The 16,638-nt window shown below is 68.8% G+C and carries 15 protein-coding genes and 1 riboswitch; of the genes, 3 read left to right on the top strand and 12 right to left on the bottom strand.

What is annotated here, in order from left to right; translation table 11 throughout:
* Positions 1 to 10: 10 nt before the first annotated feature.
* Positions 11 to 1,300, bottom strand: coding sequence for a cyclopropane-fatty-acyl-phospholipid synthase family protein (locus OG828_RS29450; RefSeq protein ID WP_328502834.1), 1,290 nt, complete (start codon positions 1,298 to 1,300; stop codon positions 11 to 13).
* Between the two features lie 189 nt (positions 1,301 to 1,489).
* On the bottom strand, positions 1,490 to 2,881 hold the full coding sequence (locus OG828_RS29445; protein WP_328363243.1) for an NAD(P)/FAD-dependent oxidoreductase: 1,392 nt from the start codon (positions 2,879 to 2,881) through the stop codon (positions 1,490 to 1,492).
* 522 nt (positions 2,882 to 3,403) lie between these two features.
* Between OG828_RS29445 and OG828_RS29440 the strand changes: the two genes are divergently transcribed.
* Positions 3,404 to 3,616: a hypothetical protein gene (locus tag OG828_RS29440; RefSeq protein WP_328363241.1), complete on the top strand. Its 213-nt coding sequence runs from the start codon at positions 3,404 to 3,406 to the stop codon at positions 3,614 to 3,616.
* 52 nt (positions 3,617 to 3,668) lie between these two features.
* Here the strand turns inward: OG828_RS29440 and OG828_RS29435 are convergent, their stop codons facing one another.
* The 7 genes from OG828_RS29435 to OG828_RS29405 all read right to left on the bottom strand — a co-directional run bounded on the left by OG828_RS29435 (position 3,669) and on the right by OG828_RS29405 (position 11,489).
* Positions 3,669 to 4,628 carry a Ppx/GppA phosphatase family protein gene (locus tag OG828_RS29435; protein WP_328502833.1) on the bottom strand — a complete coding sequence of 320 codons (960 nt, stop codon included), beginning with the start codon at positions 4,626 to 4,628 and terminating at the stop codon, positions 3,669 to 3,671.
* Positions 4,625 to 5,155, bottom strand: a complete 531-nt coding sequence (locus OG828_RS29430; protein ID WP_328363237.1) for a DUF501 domain-containing protein — start codon at positions 5,153 to 5,155, stop codon at positions 4,625 to 4,627. Before OG828_RS29430 ends, OG828_RS29435 begins: the two co-directional genes overlap by 4 nt.
* Before the next feature lie 26 nt (positions 5,156 to 5,181).
* A complete protein-coding gene (locus OG828_RS29425; RefSeq protein WP_328502832.1) occupies positions 5,182 to 5,658 on the bottom strand; it encodes an FtsB family cell division protein in 477 nt (158 codons plus the stop codon).
* Between the two features lie 92 nt (positions 5,659 to 5,750).
* Positions 5,751 to 7,037, bottom strand: coding sequence for a phosphopyruvate hydratase (eno, locus tag OG828_RS29420; RefSeq protein WP_328363233.1), 1,287 nt, complete (start codon positions 7,035 to 7,037; stop codon positions 5,751 to 5,753).
* Positions 7,038 to 7,331: 294 nt separating this feature from the next.
* A complete protein-coding gene (locus tag OG828_RS29415) occupies positions 7,332 to 8,027 on the bottom strand; it encodes a transglycosylase family protein (RefSeq protein ID WP_328363232.1) in 696 nt (231 codons plus the stop codon).
* Between the two features lie 3 nt (positions 8,028 to 8,030).
* Positions 8,031 to 8,213, bottom strand: a riboswitch (cyclic di-AMP (ydaO/yuaA leader).
* A 177-nt stretch (positions 8,214 to 8,390) separates the two neighbouring features.
* Complete coding sequence (locus tag OG828_RS29410; protein WP_328502831.1) at positions 8,391 to 9,389, bottom strand: LysM peptidoglycan-binding domain-containing protein; 999 nt, start codon at positions 9,387 to 9,389, stop codon at positions 8,391 to 8,393.
* Positions 9,390 to 9,515: 126 nt separating this feature from the next.
* On the bottom strand, positions 9,516 to 11,489 hold the full coding sequence (locus tag OG828_RS29405; protein ID WP_328502830.1) for a recombinase family protein: 1,974 nt from the start codon (positions 11,487 to 11,489) through the stop codon (positions 9,516 to 9,518).
* Positions 11,490 to 11,646: 157 nt separating this feature from the next.
* On the opposite strand from OG828_RS29405, the gene OG828_RS29400 reads away from it, so the two are divergent.
* Positions 11,647 to 12,885: a cytochrome P450 family protein gene (locus OG828_RS29400; RefSeq protein ID WP_328440249.1), complete on the top strand. Its 1,239-nt coding sequence runs from the start codon at positions 11,647 to 11,649 to the stop codon at positions 12,883 to 12,885.
* 6 nt (positions 12,886 to 12,891) lie between these two features.
* Here OG828_RS29400 and OG828_RS29395 read toward each other — a convergent pair whose 3' ends face one another.
* Both OG828_RS29395 and OG828_RS29390 read right to left on the bottom strand, forming a co-directional pair.
* A complete protein-coding gene (locus OG828_RS29395; RefSeq protein ID WP_328502829.1) occupies positions 12,892 to 13,866 on the bottom strand; it encodes a nucleoside triphosphate pyrophosphohydrolase in 975 nt (324 codons plus the stop codon).
* A 69-nt stretch (positions 13,867 to 13,935) separates the two neighbouring features.
* On the bottom strand, positions 13,936 to 14,583 hold the full coding sequence (locus tag OG828_RS29390; RefSeq protein WP_328502828.1) for a SurA N-terminal domain-containing protein: 648 nt from the start codon (positions 14,581 to 14,583) through the stop codon (positions 13,936 to 13,938).
* A 237-nt stretch (positions 14,584 to 14,820) separates the two neighbouring features.
* Here OG828_RS29390 and OG828_RS29385 point away from each other — a divergent pair, with 237 nt between their 5' ends.
* Entirely contained in the window at positions 14,821 to 15,126 is a 306-nt protein-coding gene (locus OG828_RS29385; RefSeq protein WP_328363222.1) for a hypothetical protein, read from the top strand.
* Between the two features lie 13 nt (positions 15,127 to 15,139).
* Here the strand turns inward: OG828_RS29385 and OG828_RS29380 are convergent, their stop codons facing one another.
* Complete coding sequence (locus tag OG828_RS29380; protein WP_328372266.1) at positions 15,140 to 16,627, bottom strand: protein kinase domain-containing protein; 1,488 nt, start codon at positions 16,625 to 16,627, stop codon at positions 15,140 to 15,142.
* Between the last annotated feature and the right edge of the window lie 11 nt (positions 16,628 to 16,638).

Raw genomic sequence — 16,638 nt, 5'->3', positions numbered from 1 at the left:
CCTTGGCGTTTCAGGCCCAGATGCGGGAGCGCAACGGCATCCCCGAGTCACCCGACGCGGGTGTGCGGACGGCCAGCACCTGGTTGACGCCGATGCGGTTGTGCTCGAAGGCGAGCGCGCAGGCCGCCATGTACAGGAGCCAGACGCGGGCGCGGCCGGGGCTGGTGAGCCGTACGGCATGGGCCCAGTCGGCCTGCAGATTGGCGACCCAGCGGCGCAGGGTGAGGGCGTAGTGCTCGCGGATCGCCTCGACGTCCCGCACCTCGAACCGCGCACGCTCCAGCTGGGTCACCGTGGCGCCGACGGGGGCGAGTTCGCCGTCGGGGAAGACGTAGGAGTCGATGAAATCGTCCACGCTGTACGTCGATTCGTCGCGCTGCGGGCGGCGGGCGATCTGGTGGTTGAGCAGCCGTCCGCCGGGCTTGAGCAGGGCGTACAGGGTGCGGGCGTACTCCAGGTAGCGGGCGGAGCCGACGTGTTCGGCCATGCCGATGGAGGAGATCGCGTCGTACGGCCCGTCGGCGACGTCCCGGTAGTCCTGCACCCGGATCTCCACCTTGTCCGTCAGCCCCTCGCCCGCGACGCGCTTACGGGCGTACGCGGCCTGCTCGTGGGACAGGGTGATGCCGACGACGCTCACGCCGTGCTCGCGGGCGGCGTGGATGGCCATGGAGCCCCAGCCGCAGCCGACGTCGAGCAGCCGCTGACCGGGCGTCAGGGCGAGCTTTCGGCAGATGAGTTCGAGCTTGTCGCGCTGGGCGTCCTCCAGCGTCCCGGCGTCCTCCCAGTAGGCGCACGAGTAGACCATGGACGGGCCGAGGACGATCTCGTAGAAGTCGTTGCCGACGTCGTAGTGGTGGCTGATGGCGCGTCTGTCGCTGCGCTTGGTGTGGAGGTGGGCAGGGCCGCGGCGGACCTCCTCGCGGGGCGGGGCGGGCGGCAGCGCGGGCCCGCCGAGCTTCACCAGTCCGCGTACGGCGGCCCGCACCTCGGGGTCGCGCAGCGCCTGGACGAGGGTCCGGTCGTCCTCCCCGCGCTCCCAGATGAACCCGGACATCAGGTCGAGGGCGGTGTAGAGGTCGCCGTCGATGTCCAGGTCACCGGCGACCCAGGCGCGGGCGAGGCCCAGTTCGCCCGGCTTCCACAGCAGCCGGCGCACGGCACGGCGATTGCGTACGACGAGGGTCGGCGCACCCGGCGGCCCCGCCTGCGAACCGTCCCAGGCGCGGATGCGCACCGGGAGCGGTACCCCCAGCAACTGTTCGACGAGGCTCTTCAGCCGCTGTGCGGCGTCTGGCATGGCGCACACCTCCGTGACGGGGATCCCGGAATGTCCCCACACCACGTAAACAAAAACAGGGGGACTGCGCAGTCCCCCAAGAGCGTTACAACTGGGCAAAACAGCTGTAGCCGACAGCTACAACGCCGAAGGGCCTCCCGCACCACGGATGGCGGGAGGCCCTTCGGCTCGTTCAGCGACCGGAGCAGGTCAGGAGGCCTTGGCCTTCTCCTCGGTCTTCTTCGACTTCGCCGCCGCGGGCGCCGGCGCGGGCTTCGCCGCCTCGTAGAACTCCTCGCGCGGGTGCTCCATCGCGCCGAGGGAGACGACCTCGCGCTTGAGGAACATGCCGAGGGTCCAGTCGGCGAAGACACGGACCTTGCGGTTCCAGGTCGGCATGGCCAGACCGTGGTAGCCGCGGTGCATGTACCAGGCGAGCCGGCCCTTGAGCTTGATCTTCATCTTGCCCATGACGATCATCGCGACGCCCTTGTGGAGGCCGAGCCCGGCCACCGCGCCCTTGTTGGCGTGGGCGTAGTCCTTCTGCGGGAAGCCCCGCATACCGGAGATCACGTTGTCGCCGAGCACCTTGGCCTGGCGCAGCGCGTGCTGGGCGTTCGGCGGGCACCAGGCGTTGGGGTTGCCGGCCTTGCGGCCGACGAGGTCCGGGACCTGGGCGTTGTCGCCGGCGGCCCAGATGTAGTCCGTGCCCGCGACCTGGAGGGTCGGCTCGCAGTCGACGTGACCGCGGGGGCCGAGCGGCAGGCCATAGCGGGACAGGACCGGGTTGGGCTTGACGCCGGCGGTCCACACGATGGTGCTGGAGTCGACCTCGAGGCCGTTCTTCAGCACCACGTGGCCGTCGATGCAGGAGTCCATGGAGGTGGAGAGGTAGACCTCGACCCCGCGGGCCTCCAGGTGCTCCTTGCCGTACTGGCCGAGCTTGGGGCCGACCTCGGGAAGGATCTTGTCGGCGGCGTCGACGAGGATGAACCGCATGTCCTCGCGCGAGACGTTGGCGTAGTACTTGGCCGCGTCGCGGGCCATGTCCTCGACCTCGCCGATGGTCTCCGCGCCCGCGAAGCCACCGCCGATGAAGACGAAGGTGAGCGCCTTGCGGCGGATCTCCTCGTCGGTGGTGGAGGCGGCCTTGTCGAGCTGCTCCAGCACGTGGTTGCGCAGGCCGATGGCCTCCTCGATGCCCTTCATACCGATGCCCTGCTCGGCGAGGCCGGGGATCGGGAAGGTGCGGGAGACCGCGCCGAGCGCGACGACCAGGTAGTCGAAGGGCAGCTCGTACGCCTCGCCGACCAGCGGGGCGACGGTGGCGACCTTGCGGTCCTGGTCGATGGTGGTGACCCGGCCGGTGAGGACCTCCGCCTTGGGCAGCACGCGTCGCAGCGGGACGACGACGTGGCGAGGGGAGATGTTGCCGGCGGCGGTTTCGGGGAGGAAGGGCTGGTAGGTCATGTACGACCGGGGGTCGACGACCGTGACGGTCGCCTCGCCGTAGCGCATCTTCTTCTGAATGCGCCGAGCTGCGTACAGGCCTACGTACCCACCGCCTACTACGAGGATCCTGGGACGCTCCGTGGTGCTCATGCCATCGAGTATCCACCTGCCCCAGGGGGGTGGCTCGTGCGCCCCTTCACAAGCTCCTGCAGGGGGTGTGTTATTCTGCGCGGCCCGCGTGAAACAGGTCATGCCGGCGAGGGGGAACCACCGTACCGGTCGACCCGTTGTCAATGCCGCGTGAGCTGCCTCTCTGTTCCGCCGGGCCCCGCGTGAGCCCCTCGAAACACCCTCCGCGACACCCTCGCGCAACGTCTCCGTCACGCACTCCTGAGCACGCCCACAGACCCTCCCACCCCCCGCAAGGACCAACCGGAGTCTGTTCGTCGCTCAACAGGGCAGAATTCCTTGTGAAGAACTTCACGAACTTTTCCGGCGGGGTGTCGCGGAGCGGCGTGTCACGCCCCCTCGGATGCGCTCATACGTTATCCGGCCTGCTCAGCCGTTGGCTACCGATGAGTAATAAACGAGAGCTAGGCCACCGGTGCGTGTCGTTCACCCGTCAGCCACGCTCCGCGCGATATTGGACAGAAGTGTGCATAGCGTGCCCGCATGAGCACTTCACTGCTGGCCACGAAGGCCATCTCGCGAATAGGCGCTGTCAGCGCGGTCCTGGGTATCGCTCTTGCGATGGGCGCGGTGACGACCGCGTCCGCCGCCGCGGCACCCGCCACTCACGCCGCCGTAAAGGCCACTCCGGCCAAGGGTGGCGGCCATGGCGACGATGGGGGGTGCAGCGGCCTCATCGTCCTGCTCTGCAACTGACGGAAACTGACGGACTGCCCGCACGGGCTGCGGCGAAGGCCCCGGTTCCTCTCTACGAGGGGCCGGGGTCTTCTGCCACCTTGAACGCGATGCCGTCGAGGATGTCGTGCTCGCTCACGACGACCTCCTCGGCGCCGATCCGCTCCATGATCGAGAGGAGTACGAGGGCGCCCGCACCGATCACGTCCACGCGCCCCGGGTGCATGGAGGGGATGGCCGCGCGCTCGGCGTGGGTGGAGTGCAGGAGCCGTTCGGTGATCTCCCAGACCCGGTCGTGCGAGACCCGGGAGTGGTGGATGGCAACGGGGTCGTACTCGGGCAGGTCCTGCGCGATGGCGGAGACCGTGGTGACCGATCCGGCCAGTCCGACCAGCGTGCGCGCCTCGCGCAGCGGAACCGTCTCCTCGGCGAGGTCGAGGGCGGCGTCGATGTCGGCGCGCATCGCGGCGATCTGCTCGTCACCGGGCGGGTCGGACACGACGCCGTCGCGTACGAGGTGCCGCTCCGTCATCCGCACACAGCCGACGTCCACGGAACGCGCGGCACGCACATGCTCCTCCCCCACCACGAACTCGGTGGAACCGCCCCCGATGTCCACCACGAGGTACGGCTTGTCGAGGTGATCGCTCCCCGCCAGCTCCTTCGTCGCCCCCGTGAACGAGAACTCCGCCTCCAGGTCACCGGAGATCACCTCGGGCTCCACCCCGAGAATGTCCAGCACCCCCCGCACGAACTCGTCCCGGTTCTCGGCGTCCCGGGAAGCCGAGGTGGCCACGAACCGCAGCCGCTCCGCCCCGTGCTCCTTGATGATCGCCGCGTACTCCCGGCACGCCGCGAACGTCCGCTCCAACGCCTCCGGCGCAAGCCGCCCGGTCCGGTCCACCCCCTGCCCGAGCCGCACGATCGTCATACGCCGGTCCAGATCGACGAGTTGACCGCTCTGAGGGTCCACGTCGGCCACGAGAAGCCGGATGGAGTTGGTACCGCAGTCGATGGCGGCGACGCGGGTCACTGCTCGTCCTCCTTCGGCGCCGTCACACACGCCCCCTTGCGCCACCACTCCGGCAGCATCGCGAGCGCCTCGTCGCCGAGCGGATTGACACCGGGCCCCGCGGCCAGCGAGTGCGCGACGAGCACATGCAGACACTTCACCCGGTCCGGCATCCCGCCCGCGCTCGGAAAGCCCTTCAGCTCATCGATCTCGTCCCGGCGCCGGATGTAGTCCTCGTGCGCGGAGCGATACGCCGCGGCCAGCTCCGGCTCGGTCTCCAGACGCGCCGTCATCTCCTTCATGACGCCGTTCGCCTCGAGCGTGCCGATCGCCGACGCGGCCTTGGGGCACGTCAGGTAGTACAGCGTCGGGAAGGGCGTCCCGTCGGGCAGTCGCGGCGCCGTCTCCACGACGTCCGGCTGCCCGCACGGGCACCGGTGCGCGATGGCACGCAGCCCGCGCGGCGGACGCCCGAGCTGCTGCTTGAAGGCCTCGACGTCCGCGTCGGTGGGCTCGGTGCGCGGAGTGGACGGCGGGGGCGTTTGCATCCTCGTACGACATTCTCTCTGTCAGTTCACTGGACGGAGGCGTCGGACTTGTCGACCCCGTCCCAGACGTTCAGGTACCAGGGGCGGTCCGCCGCCCCGGTGTCGGCGCGCGACTGCTTCGCCGCGTGCGGGTCGACCACGATGAACCCGGTCTCCCCCGGCATCACATAGTGCAGCCGCCGCCGGATCTGCTGCTGGGCGTACGCGTCGTCCTGCCAGCGCGCCTTGACGTCCCGCAGCTGCTCGACCCGCTGCTGGGCCTGCTGCTTCTGCCGCTGCAGGTCGGCGATCTCGGCGCGCTGGGAGACGTACTGCCTTATCGGATAGGCGAGAGCCACGACCAGCGAGCACAGGACGAGTGCCAGCAGCGCCGCGCGGCCGGTCAGCCGGGAGCGGCGGGCCTGGCGTTTGGTCTGGGACCGGTAGACACGGGCCGCCGTCTGCTCGCCGAGCAGCCGGATCCTGGTCGCGGTGGAGAATCGGTCCCGGTCCTTGACCGCCATGACCCGCCTCCCCTTCATACGTGCGTACGTCCCCGCACACGGTACGGGACCGAGTACGGGGACGTACGTACGACGCTGCTCTAAGGCCTGTGTCAGTCCTTGAAGCGCGGGAAGGCGCTACGACCGGCGTACACCGCCGCGTCGTCGAGGATCTCCTCGATGCGCAGCAGCTGGTTGTACTTGGCGACGCGGTCCGAGCGGGCCGGGGCGCCGGTCTTGATCTGACCGCAGTTCACGGCGACGGCGAGGTCGGCGATGGTGACGTCCTCGGTCTCGCCGGAGCGGTGGGACATCATGCACTTGAAGCCGTTGCGCTGGGCCATCTCGACGGCGTCCAGGGTCTCCGTCAGCGAGCCGATCTGGTTGACCTTGACCAGCAGGGCGTTCGCGGAGCCCTCCTCGATACCGCGGGCCAGGCGCTCCGGGTTGGTGACGAAGAGGTCGTCGCCGACGATCTGGACCTTGTCGCCCAGCTTCTCGGTGATGACGTTCCAGCCGGCCCAGTCGTCCTCGTACAGCGGGTCCTCGATGGAGACGAGCGGGTACGCGGAGACGAGCTCCTCGTAGTACTCCGTCATCTCGGCGGCCGAGCGGGACTTGCCCTCGAACTCGTAGACGCCGTCCTTGTAGAACTCGGACGCGGCGACGTCGAGCGCGAGCGCGATCTGCTCGCCGGGGACGTAACCGGCCTGCTTGATGGCCTCGATGATGAGGTCGAGCGCGGCGCGGTTGGACTCCAGGTTCGGGGCGAAGCCGCCCTCGTCGCCGAGGCCGGTGGACAGGCCCTTGGTCTTCAGCACCTTCTTGAGGGTGTGGTAGACCTCGGCGCCCCAGCGCAGGGCCTCGGAGAAGGTCTCCGCGCCGATCGGGGCGATCATGAACTCCTGGATGTCCACGTTGGAGTCGGCGTGCGAGCCGCCGTTCAGGATGTTCATCATCGGCACCGGCAGCAGGTGCGCGTTCGGGCCGCCCAGGTAGCGGAAGAGCGGGAGGTCGCTGGCCTCGGAAGCGGCGTGGGCGACGGCGAGCGAGACGCCGAGGATGGCGTTGGCGCCGAGCGAGCCCTTGTTGTCGGTGGCGTCCAGGTCGAACATCGCCTGGTCGATCAGGCGCTGCTCGGTGGCGTCGTAGCCGACCAGCTCCGGGCCGATCTGCTCGATGACGGCGAGGACGGCCTTCTCGACACCCTTGCCCATGTAGCGGTTGGGGTCGCCGTCACGCAGCTCGATGGCCTCGAAGGCGCCGGTGGACGCACCGGACGGAACGGCGGCACGACCCGTGCTGCCGTCGTCGAGGCCGACCTCGACCTCGACCGTGGGGTTGCCTCGGGAGTCCAGGATTTCCCGGGCTACGACGACGTCGATGGACGGCACGAGCATCTCCTTCGTGATGTGACGCGGATTGGCAGGACCGCAGCGGCTCTGCGGGATGAGCCTAACCGGCTCCGGGCGATCGGCCACCGGGTCACCCACCCGATGGACAGAACCGAGAGCAAATTGTTTCTGAACGGAACAAAAAGTGGGGCAGAAAAAAGCCCCGCCCCGGTGCGTACGGGGGATGACGCACCGGGGCGGGGAGCCCGTGGGGACGGGGGCCCTCACGAGGCCTTCACTATGAGGACCACGGATGTGAGGGAGGTGTGGTTCAACTGTGTTCTGCCTGCGGAGGCAAGATCACTTGAGGTGCAGCTGCTGACCCGGGTAGATGAGGTCGGCGTCCGAGACGATGTCCTTGTTGAGCTCGAACACCTTCGCCCAGCCGCCCTTGACGTCGTGCTCCTCGGCGATGGTGCTGAGGGTGTCGCCCTTGACGACCTTGTACTCGCCGTCGCCCTTCTCGACCTTCTTGCCGGTCGGGGTGGTGACGGTCTTCTTGGTGCTCTGCTCGGGCGCGGGGCGCTCGGCGGAGCGGGAGGCCGACTGCTCCTCGCTGGAGCGCGTGCTGCTCTCGCTGCTCTGGTTCGACGAGGAACCGCTCGACGAGGAGCCGTTGTACGAGGCGCTCGACAGGCCGGTGCCGCAGTTCGGCCAGGCACCCTTGCCCTGGCCCGCGAGGACCTTCTCGGCTATCTCGATCTGCTGGGCCTTGGAGGCCTGGTTCGCGGTGGAGGCGTACTGCGTGCCGCCGTACGCGGCCCAGGTGGAGGCGGAGAACTGCAGACCGCCGTAGTAGCCGTTGCCGGTGTTGATGGACCAGTTGCCGCCGGACTCGCACTGGGCGACGGCGTCCCACTCGGAGGCGGTGGCGGCGGAGGCGTTGCCGGCCGCCATCAGCGGGGCGGCGACGGCGGCACCGGTGACACCGGCGATGGCGATGGCGCGAGTGGCCTTGGACGGACGGCGGTGCTTGCCCTTGCCGGAAAACAGCATGGTTGATCCCCTCACCGACGCCTGCGAGGTGAGCTGTCGGGTTCGGGCCGGTTGAGTTGCCCGGCCATGTCTCGTACGAGGCTCTCGTCCCGTACGGGGCACGGCTTCACCCCAAGCCGCTCGGTCAACTGACCGGCGCGGCGCTTACCTTGGGTCCCCCGCTCCTGCCTACGGCGCTGTTAAGCGACGACTGTTCCCGTGCGGCCACTGGCAGGATTCGGCGTTGTGGCAGCCGGGGCTCGTGTTGGCGAGCGGTGATGACCGTAGACACGCGATCCGCGGAATTTCAAAGACGATCAGGGCTTCTGAGACTCATCCCACACTTTCGCCGAACCGGACATTCAGCGTGAAACCGTGCCTCAACTACCGCTGGTTTTCGACCGTTTCGACACCGACTTCGAGGGTCTGACCGGGGATGATGAGGTCCGGGTCGGTACCGACGGTTCCCTTGTTCTCGGCGTAGAGCGCACGCCATCCGCCGCTCACCTCAAGGGAGTCGGCGATGGTCGCGAGAGTGTCCCCGGCGCGGACGCTGTAACCCTCCTCGTCCGCACTGGCACCCCGATGCTTGCCGGTTCCGGCGCCGGGGCCGGTGTCCGTAAGGTACGAAGAACCGCCGCTCTGAACGTACTTGTCCGTATCGTCACCCTCAGTGGAACCCGTGGAGGGGCTGGCGGAATCCTGTGAGGCACTCGGGCTGGATTCGACGAATGTGTCTGACTTGGCCGAGTTGTCCGCCGCATCCGACGGCTCGTCGGACGGAGACGGGGAGGACGGCGAAGGGGAGGACGAGGAAGGGGAAGCCGAGGGGGACGACTCCGAAGACTCTGAAGACGAGGACGACTCAGGCGAGTCGAACAAACCGGGTGAGTCGGAGGAGCCGGACGAGTCGGACGATTCGGCGGAGCCGGAGGAAGTGTCGGGCGACGTGGACGGTTCGGCCGACGCCTCGCCCGGCAGGCCCGTGTCGACGTTCGCCGAGCGGGAGTCCTCGCCGAGACCGTGGAGCAGTCCGCAGGCGGGCCACGCGCCGGCGCCCTGGTCCGCGAGGATCTTCTCGGCGACGGCTATCTGCTGGGAACGGCTGGCCTGGTCGGCGCTCGGGGCGTAGTCGAGGCCGCCGTACCGCTCCCAGTCCTCCTGGGTCAACTGCAGCCCGCCGAAGAACCCGTTGCCGCTGTCGGCGCTCCAGGCGCCGCCGCTCTCGCACTCCGCGACCTTGTCCCAGGTGCTGCCATCGGCCGCGCTCGCGCCGCTCGCACCGAGGAGGGGGATGGCGATGGCGGAGCCGGTCACTCCGGCCGCGACGAGCAGGGCCGGGGCCTGACGGGGGCGACGGTGACGACCGTTCCCGGAGAGCATGCGGGTGCCTTTCGCGAGACAGCAGGGACCGGCGCGGCGGGTGAGGCTGGGGGGCCGCGCTGATCCGTGAACGTATAGGCAGGCCCTCACTTGTCACAAGTTAATGCCGCGTAGATCACGTGAAGATCACAGACATGAGGGTCTGTCGCCTTTGGCTGCTTTCGAAGAGACGCGCCCCGTGATCTCAAACGGCGGGACAAGCGGCTCACGTTGGACCGGTGTGCCTCCGCCACGGAGGTTCAGATGGTTCACGAGGACCGGCCAAAATCCTTTTGCGAACCATGTGTTCTGCCTGTCCTTGGCGAGCGCCCACGGCCCGTACGGCTCGGGAAGCTGGTCCCAAAGGCAGCCGCTGCGCAACCGATGGAGGGCCCCGTTCACTTGAGTCCGGATGTCCACGGCGCCGCGCGCAAACTGACGACGCCGGAAATAGGTCGCCATCAGCTCCTCGACCGCCGGCCACTCCAACTCCAGCACTTCGCTGGGAACCAGGGTCCCGGTCCGCGCGCGCCATTCGGTCACCCTGCACTTGAGCCCGGAACGCTTCCGAACCTCTCCGAGCGGCTTCACCGTGATGTCCAGACGGTCGATCACCTGCCCCATCTCGGAGAGAGCCAAGTCCCGAGGCTTCCCCTTCACAGTCAGCATGAGACCCGAGAGGTCCCCGGCACGCAGCGCCGCCTCCTCCTGTTCCGCGAGCACCTCCCTGCCCCTGGCGAGCAGTTCCCTTGCGCTCCGTACGTCCTCTGCTAGCTGTCGCATGACCGCGTCCTTCACTGGCTGGTCAAGGTCGGGGACACGGGCCAGATCGGCTGCGGCACGTGCAGCGGCCTCCTCCTTCTCCTTGAGCGAATTCTCGAAGTGGGCAACGCGCTCCCTCTGCTTGCGGATGTCCCCGGGACGGACCTGCGGGCTGCACCCCGACAGTGACGCAAGCACCTCCGGCTCGGCCAGCAGCGTCAGCACCTCCCTCCACACCGCGGCCTCGATATCGTCGGCGGTCAGGTGAGGGTCCGAGCAACTCGCCTTCTTCCCGTTGCCGTTGTTACTGCCGCCGCATCGGTAGTAGCGAGTGTCGTTGGTTTTGCGATAGTTGCCGACGTAACGGCGTCCGCAGGAGCCGACGATCCGGCCGGTCAGCGGGTAGTACCCGGCAGGTGCATGCGAGGAGTGGCTGTTCACCAGCATTGCCTTCGCAAGAGCGTCGGCTCTCTCCTGGGTGATGATGCGGGGAACTCGGATGGCCACAGTGTCTCCATACAGAGGGACTCCCTCCTGATCCAATGCGGTGCGGTTCCTCCCGCTGCCTGCGGGGTTTCGGAAGACGACCTCCCCGCTGAGAAGAGCAGGGCTCCTGAGGCGCCGATGAAGATTGGCAGCAGTCCACAGTCGACCGCCGCGCGTGAGATACCCCAGGGCGTTCAACTCCCGAGCCGCCTCTGAGACGTTCATCTCCTCATCCACGATGAGACTCACGGCTTGGCGGACGACCTTCGCTTCGCCCTCGCTGATGGCGAGCGCGGACCCACGCTTGCCGACCTGCTCGATGACATACCCCCACGGCGGCGGGCCACCGACCCAGCCGCCTTCAAGGGCCTTGCGCTGACGGCCGCCCTGCGTGCGCTCGCAGATGATCTTCCACTCGGTCTCGGCCATCAGAGCGTGGAACTGCAGTTGCTGTCGGCCGGACGACGTGGTGGTGTCGATGTCCTGAGTGACTGACGCGAAGCTGACGCCGAGGTCCTCCATGGCCCAGATCCAGGTCCAGAATGCCCGGCCCGTACGACCGATGCGGTCGAAGTTGTGGACCACGATCACGTCGACGAGACCTTGCCTGGCCGCCTGTTCGAGTCGCAACATGCCGGGACGCTCGATGATCGCCCCCGACACTCCAGCATCCTTGAAGATCAACTCAGGGGACAGAGTCCATCCAGGCTGGTTACTGATGTAGGCACGCCCTTCGCTCTCCTGGACATCAAGCCCGTACCCCTGGGCCTGCTCATACGTGGAGACTCGCAGCATCAAAGCTGCTCGAACGGCGCGCGTGGGCTTCGATCCGCGGTTGGCCGCGGGCATGGACATACCGATAGCGTTGAACACGTCAGCCCCTTCACGGCTGGCAAGGCCCCGGAGCTCTGGACAGCTCTGGGGCCTCTTGCGTTATCGGGAATCTAACGCTTGGCAGGACATAGCACTGCGGAACAGGTGAAATTCAACGCCCACGCGTCCATTGCCCGGTTCCCGATACGGTCATCGCGTGAACGCCCCTTACGCCGTCCCCGAACTCTTCAGCTGGGAGTTCGCCGCCGACCCCTACCCGGCCTATGCCTGGCTCCGTGAGCACGCCCCCGTCCATCGGACCGAACTGCCCAGCGGGGTCGAGGCATGGCTGGTGACCCGCTATGCAGACGCGCGCCAAGCTCTCGCGGACGGGCGGCTGTCGAAGAATCCCGACCACCACGCCGAGGACGCACCCGGGAAGAGCAAGACTGGTATCCCTGGCGAGCGCAGCGCCAATCTCATGACTCACCTGCTCAACATCGATCCGCCGGACCACACACGGCTGCGGCGTCTTGTATCCAAGGCGTTCACCCCCCGCCGTGTAGCGGAATTCGCGCCTCGCGTGCAGGAGTTGACGGACGGCCTCATCGACCGGTTCGCGCCACGGGGCGAGACCGACCTCATCCACGACTTCGCCTTCCCCCTCCCCATCTACGCCATCTGCGACCTTCTCGGCGTCCCACACGACGACCAGGACGAATTGCGCGACTGGGCGGGGATGATGATCCGGCATGGAGGAGGTCCACGCGGTGGCGTCGCCCGCTCTGTCAAGAAGATCCGTGGCTACCTCGCCGAACTCATCCACCGTAAGCGCAACGACCTGGGCGACGACCTGATCTCAGGCCTCATCCGCGCCTCCGACCACGGCGAGCACCTCACCGAGAACGAGGCTGCCGCGATGTGCTTCGTGCTGCTCTTCGCAGGCTTCGAGACCACCATCAATTTGATCGGCAACGGCGTGTACGCGCTTCTGCGCAATCCTGAGCAGCGGGCCCGGCTTCAGGAGTCGATCAAGCGGGGTGAGCAGGAGCTGCTCGACACCGGCATCGAAGAGCTACTCCGCTACGACGGCCCCGTGGAGCTGGCCACCTGGCGCTTCGCGACCGAATCTCTCACCATCGGAGGCCAGCACATCGCCACCGGTGACCCAGTGCTGGTCGTACTTGCCGCCGCAGACCGCGACCCTGCGCGTTTCGCCGAGCCCGACACACTCGATCTCTCCCGCTCGGACAACCCTCACCTCGGTTACGGCCACGGAATCCACTACTGCCTCGGCGCACCCCTGGCCCGCCTCGAAGGTCGTACCGCTCTTGAGACACTGTTGCGCCGCCTGCCCGATCTCCAGCTGGCGGCCGACCCCACCGACCTGCGCTGGCGAGGTGGCCTGATCATGCGTGGCCTACGCGATCTCCCCGTGCAGTTCACCGCAGTCTGACCGAACTCAGCCCTCCGCGTCCTTGATCGCGTCCCGGTAAGCCCGTGCCGCCGCCCGCAGCGCGGCCTCCGGGTCGACCCCGTCGGCCTCGGCGCGGGACGCGAGCGCCAGCAGCTCGTAGCCGACGCCCTCGGCTTTCGGCAGCGGCACGTCCAGTCCTGCCGTGCGCGCGCGCGACGCCAGCTTCGCCGCGAGGGCGAGGCCGGGCTGGCCGAGGGGGACGCCGTCGGTCACCGACGTCCGCCGCTTCTCGGCCGCCTTGGTGCGCAGCCAGTGCTCCTTGACCTCTTCGGGGGTCGTCGCCGTCTCGTCGCCGAACACGTGCGGGTGGCGGTGGATGAGCTTGGTGACGATGCCGGCCGCCACGTCGTCGATGGAGTAGGGGGAGTCGGTGTCCTCCTCGGCGATGCGGGCGTGGAAGACGACCTGGAGCAGGACGTCCCCCAGCTCCTCGCGCAGTTCATCGGCGTCGCCGTCCTCGATCGCCTCGACGAGTTCGTACGCCTCCTCGATCGCGTACTTCGCCAGGCCCTTGTGGGTCTGCTGCGACGACCAGGGGCACTCGCTGCGGATCCGGTCCATGACCTGGACGAGGTCGAGGAGACGGGCGCCCGGCAGGTCGTACGAGGCGGGCAGCAGCTCCAGGTCGGGCATGTGGAAGCGGCCCGATCCCGCGAGCCGCGCGAGGCCGTCCGTCAGGGCCGGTTCGCCCTCACCCGTGGCGACGACCACCACCGTCCGCCCGCCGGCGCAGATGTCGACCAGTTCCTCGGCGGTCGGGGATGCCTCGTCCACCGATATGCCTGCCTCCCGCAGATACGGCAGCTGCGGGTGCGCGCCGTCCGCGCACAGCACCCGGTCGGCGCCGTGCAGCGTCTGCCACGCGGACCAGGACAGCAGTCCGGGCGCGACGCGGTGGCTGGTGGTGAGCAGGATGATGCGGCCGGGGGGCTGTTCTGCTTCTGCGCTGGTTGCGTTCACTCTCCGAACGTAACGCACCCCGCTGACGGTGCCCCGAGTTGTCCACAGGGGGCGGTTGCCGCCGCTCCGTTACGCCGTCTCCCGCGTCCCCGTCGCCGTGACCTCCCGGACCCACGGGGTCTTCGCGTCGACGCGGCTGCTCTTCTCGACGTCCCAGGCGCCGTAGCGCGGGTTGAGGTCGACGTTCAGTTTGTCGGAGGCCTCGGACAGCGCCTGCCAGAAGGCGGGCTGGCCGGTGTCCGTGCCGAGGTTCTCGGCGAGTTTCTGGGCCTCCAGCTGGAGGCGGAGGTTCTCGTCGAGGCGCTCCGGGGGGACGCCGTACTGCTGGAGCCAGGTCGTCTCCAGTCCCTTGGCGCCGCCGGCCTGTTCCTCCAGGGAGGCCCTCATTTCCTGGATCTCCTTGCGGGAGACGGTCACGCCCGCGTCCTGGGCGGCGCGGTGCAGCACCTGGTCGAGGACCATGCCGTGCAGGGTGTCGCGGGTGAGGCTGCCGGTCTTGGTGATGGCCTGCTCGTACTGTGCCTCGTCCGCGATGACCGCACGCTGGGCCTCGCGTACCTCGCTGACCCTGTTCTCCAGCTGGGAGACGGTGATCCGCTGTCCACCGACGACGGCTGCCGCGCCGGGGTGCGCGTCGTTTCCGCATGCGGTGAGAAGGGGGGCCGCGGCGACGATCGCGGCGGAGAGGAGGAGCGCGGTGCGACGGCGGCGGTGCAAGGAAGCCTCCCGAGGAGATTGTGCGGCGGTGCACAAAGTCTTGCGGTGATCGATGTTAGGCAGTGGCCAAGCTCTGGCCAACCCATTCGACCAACGATTCATCAGGACTTCGGGCACCTGGGAACCCCGTCGGGTCGCACGTACGGCCCTCGATGAAGGGCCGGGTCTGCCGGACCCGCCTAGCGTCGAGGTGAAAGCCGGTGCCGACCGCGCCGTGCTCCGAGGCAGAGGAGTCCCATGTCCGTCGTCCTGAATCTGCGCTGGCCGGAGATCACCCCCGAGGTGTACGAGGCCGCTCGCTCCGAGGTCCGCTGGGAGGAGGAGCCCGCGGACGGCCTGGACCTGCATGTGTCGTGGTATGCCGCGGACGGCTTCCACGTGCTCGACGTGTGGCGTACGGAGGACCACTTCGAGCGGTTCGTCGAGGAGCGGCTCGCGCCCGTGATCAAGGGCAAGCTGGGCGTCGAGGGCGACCCCGTCTACGAGTTCGCCCCCATGCACCGGCGGTTCGTGGCCCCCGGGGTCGCCGGAGCGTCCTCGTAGGACACGGCTCGGGCTACCCGCGAACCTGCCCCAGCCACTGCAGTGTCCGGCGGATGTCCGTGGCGAGTGGGTGGCCGGGGCCGTGCAGGCGTTCCACGTCGAGTACGAGGCGGGCGAGGGTGTCGTGGGCGGCGCCGCGGTCGCCGAGGGCGAGGAGGAGGTGGCCGATGCGGCGGCGCACGTCGTGGGAGAGGTGGGGGTCGCCGGCGACGTACTGGTTCTCGTAGTACGGCAGGAGCGTGCGGTACTCCGCGAGTGCCGCCGCCGGTTCACCGAGCTGTTCGAGGCACTGGGCGGCCTCGTAGCGGAAGCGCAGGGACTGGGGGTCGGCCTGGCCGGCCTCGGCGGCGCGTTCGTCGGCGAGGCGGCGGAGTTCGGGCAGTGCGCGCCGGTACTGGCCGTCGTCCATCAGCGTGGCCGCGTACTGCTTGCGCAGGGTGCGGACGACCGGGGAGTGCTCGCCGTGCTGTTCGGCGGCGACGGGCAGGATCGCGCCGAGGATGTCGACGGCCTGGGTGATGCGGCCCTCGCCGAGGAGGCGCTTGACCTCGTCCACGGCGCGTGCGACGTCCGGTTTCTCGGCGACGGGCGGGACGACGGGGGCGGGCTGCGGCGCGGGGGTGCGGGCGCGGTCCGGCCAGGGGGCGTGCGGGCGCAGGAAGGGGCGTCTGGGGTCGAGGGGCGCCGCGGTGGGTGTCCCGCGCCCGGGCAGGAGCGGCGCGAGGTGCTCGTACACCTCCTGCGCGGAGGCGGGCCGGTGCTGCGGGTCCTTGGCGAGGAGTCCCAGGACGAGCGTTTCGAGCGACTCGGGGACTTCGGGGCGGATGCGGCGCACGGGCACCGGGGGCTCGTACAGGTGCCGGTGCAGCACGCCGAGCGCTGTCGAGCCCGCGAACGGAACGTCGCCGCTGAGGAGTTCGTGCAGCACGACGCCGAGTGCGTACAGGTCGGTGTACGGGCCGACCGCGCCGCCCATCGCCTGCTCGGGGGCCATGTAGGCGGGTGAGCCGATGGGGGTGCCGGTGTGGGTGAGGCGGGTGGTGTCGGTGTCCATGACGTGGGCGACGCCGAGGTCGAGGACGGTGATCGTGCCGTCCTGCTTCACCATCACGTTGCGCGGCTTGAGGTCGCGGTGGACGATCGGCACCGCGTGCACGGCGCTCAGCACGGCGCACAGCTGCGCGGCGACCGCGACAGCCCACTGCCACGGGTACGGGTTGCGCTCGGCGAGATGACCGGCGAGGTCGACGCCGTCGACGTACTGCATGACGAGGAACAGCTCCTCGCCCGCGGTGCCCGCGTCATGGACCGTCACCAGGCCGGGGTGGTCGACCTGTGCGGTCACCCGGCACTCGCGCTCGAAGCGGCGGCGCAGTTCGTCGGCCTCGTGGCCCGCGACCTTGTCGGGGCGCAGCAGCTTGACCGCCACGCGCCGGTCGAGTCGCTGGTCGTAGGCCGTCCAGACCTGGCCCATGCCGCCCTGCCCGACGAGGGTGGACAGGGCGTACCGGC

The sequence above is a fragment of the Streptomyces sp. NBC_00457 genome (genome assembly GCF_036014015.1).
Lineage (GTDB): Bacteria > Actinomycetota > Actinomycetes > Streptomycetales > Streptomycetaceae > Streptomyces.
The sequence above is the reverse complement of the archived record's forward strand: the minus strand, read 5'-3'. Positions and strand labels throughout refer to the sequence as shown.